At 51.2% G+C, this 3,128-nt stretch carries 1 rRNA gene; it reads left to right on the top strand.

Going from position 1 to position 3,128, the window contains the following annotated elements:
• Window positions 1-63 precede the first annotated feature (63 nt).
• A 23S ribosomal RNA gene (locus AC0NJP_RS18240) occupies window positions 64-3,092 on the top strand.
• Window positions 3,093-3,128: the final 36 nt, after the last annotated feature.

Consider the following 3,128-nt stretch of genomic DNA (forward strand, 5'->3'; position numbering starts at 1 on the left):
TTAACGAGTATGTTAGAACACTTGTTTAGGCAAAACGTGTGAACACTTTAAAAGTGAGACGAAAGTCAAGCTACAAAGGGCATACGGTGGATGCCTTGGCGCTAAGAGCCGATGAAGGACGGGATAAGCTCCGAAAAGCTGCGGGGAGTTGCAAGTAAGCTTTGATCCGCAGATGTCCGAATGGGGGAACCCAGCAGTCGTAATGGACTGTTATCCAGTACTAGATACTGGAAGGGAACCCGGGGAACTGAAACATCTAAGTACCCGGAGGAAAAGTAATCAAACGAGATTCCCGAAGTAGCGGCGAGCGAACAGGGAAGAGCCCAAACCAAGAGAGCTTGCTCTTTTGGGGTTGTGGACCAGCATCAACTTTGTCAGGCCTAGTTGAATCATCTGGAAAGATGAACCACAGAAGGTAAAAGTCCTGTAGGCGAAAGGCAGAGCAAAGGGGCTGGGATCCAGAGTACCACGAGACACGTGAAACCTTGTGGGAAGCAGGGGGGACCACCCTCCAAGGCAAAATACTTCTTAGCGACCGATAGCGCATAGTACCGTGAGGGAAAGGTGAAAAGCACCCCGGGAGGGGAGTGAAAGAGAACCTGAAACCGTATGTCTACAAGCAGTCGAAGAGCGTATATATATCAGCTCAACGGCGTGCCTATTGAAGAATGAACCGGCGAGTTACGGTATCTAGCGAGGTTAAGCAGAAAATGCGGAGCCGCAGCGAAAGCGAGTCTGAATAGGGCGCAAGTTAGATATCGTAGACCCGAAACCACAGTGATCTATCCATGACCAGGTTGAAGCGCAGGTAAAATTGCGTGGAGGACCGAACCCGTGAGCGTTGAAAAGCTTTGGGATGAGTTGTGGATAGGGGTGAAATGCCAATCGAACGTGGAGATAGCTGGTTCTCCCCGAAATAGCTTTAGGGCTAGCCTCAAGAAGTAAGTATAGACGGTAGAGCTCTGATCGGGCTAGGGGCCGTATAGGTTACTGAACCCTGTCAAACTGCGAATGACTATACTGGAATCTTGGGAGTCAGACTGCGAGTGATAAGACCCGTAGTCAAAAGGGAAACAGCCCAGACCATCAGCTAAGGTCCCCAATGCTGTGCTAAGTGGCAAAGGATGTGAAACTTCACAAACAACCAGGATGTTGGCTTAGAAGCAGCCACCATTTAAAGAGTGCGTAATAGCTCACTGGTCGAGAGGTTTTGCGCCGAAGATGTCCGGGGCTAAAGCACAGAACCGAAGCTATGGCTTGATATCTNTTAAAGAGTGCGTAATAGCTCACTGGTCGAGAGGTTTTGCGCCGAAGATGTCCGGGGCTAAAGCACAGAACCGAAGCTATGGCTTGATATCTTTGGGTATCAGGGGTAGGGGAGCGTTCTTACTGGGTCGAAGCAGTACCGTAAGGAGCTGTGGACTGGTAAGAAGTGAGAATGCCGGTATGAGTAGCGAAAAGAGAAGTGAGAATCTTCTCCACCGAAAGCCTAAGGATTCCTGAGGAAGGCTCGTCCGCTCAGGGTAAGTCGGGACCTAAGCCGAGGCGTAGATGCGTAGGCGATGGACAACAGGTTGAAATTCCTGTACCGCCAAAGTTCGTTTGAGTGAAGGAGTGACACAGGAGGAAGGTTGAGCGCGAGGATGGAAATTCGCGTCTAAGCCGGTAGGGTGTAAGCGAGGCAAATCCCGCTTATGGAAAGCCTGAGAGGTGATGGGTAGTTTTTCCTTGGAAAGACGAAATCAACTGGACCACACTGTCAAGAAAAGCTTCTAGCGAGAACTAAGGCGCCCGTACCGCAAACCGACACAGGTAGGCGGGAAGAGTATTCTAAGGTGCGCGGGAAAACCCTTGTTAAGGAACTCGGCAAAATGTCCCCGTAACTTCGGGAAAAGGGGAGCCCTAATATCGTGAAGGACAGAAACGTCTGGAGCGAGAGAGGGTTGCAAAAGAGAGGCCCAAGCGACTGTTTACCACAAACACAGGTGCCTGCTAAAGCGAAAGCTGACGTATAGGTGCTGACACCTGCCCGGTGCTGGAAGGTTAAGAGGAGGGCTTAGGAGCAATCCGAAGGTCTGAATTGAAGCCCCAGTAAACGGCGGCCGTAACTATAACGGTCCTAAGGTAGCGAAATTCCTTGTCGGGTAAGTTCCGACCCGCACGAAAGGTGTAACGACTTGGGCACTGTCTCAACAAGGGACCCGGTGAAATTGAAATACCTGTGAAGATGCAGGTTACCCGCGACTGGACAGAAAGACCCCATGGAGCTTTACTGTAGCCTGACATTGAGTTTTGGTCAATCATGTACAGGATAGGTGGGAGGCTGAGAAGTTGGGACGCTAGTCTCGATGGAGCCGCTGTTGGGATACCACCCTTGATTGACTGGAATTCTAACTGAAGAAGTAACGACACTCAGGACAGTGTCAGGTGGGCAGTTTGACTGGGGCGGTCGCCTCCGAAAGAGTAACGGAGGCGCCCAAAGGTTCCCTCAGCGCGGTTAGAAATCGCGCGAAGAGTGTAAAGGCAGAAGGGAGCTTGACTGCGAGTCAGACACGACGAGCAGGTACGAAAGTAGGGCTTAGTGATCCGGTGGTACCGAGTGGAAGGGCCATCGCTCAACGGATAAAAGCTACCCTGGGGATAACAGGCTAATCTCTCCCAAGAGTCCATATCGACGGGGAGGTTTGGCACCTCGATGTCGGCTCATCACATCCTGGGGCTGAAGTAGGTCCCAAGGGTTGGGCTGTTCGCCCATTAAAGTGGTACGTGAGCTGGGTTCAGAACGTCGTGAGACAGTTCGGTCCCTATCCATCGCGGGCGCAAGAGACTTGAAGGGAGCTGCTCCTAGTACGAGAGGACCGGAGTGGACGAACCAATGGTGTACCAATTATCCCGCCAGGGGTACAGTTGGGTAGCTACGTTCGGAACGGATAAACGCTGAAAGCATCTAAGCGTGAAACCAGCCTTAAGATGAGGTCTCTCATAGAGTAATCTAGTAAGGCCCCATGTAGATGACATGGTTGATAGGCCAGGTGTGGAAGTCCAGTAATGGATGGAGCTGACTGGTACTAATAGGCCGAGGGCTTGACTTAACACACAAAGCAAGCTTTCAACTGAAATGCAAGCAA

Source organism: Pelorhabdus sp. sgz311002, from assembly GCF_056134285.1.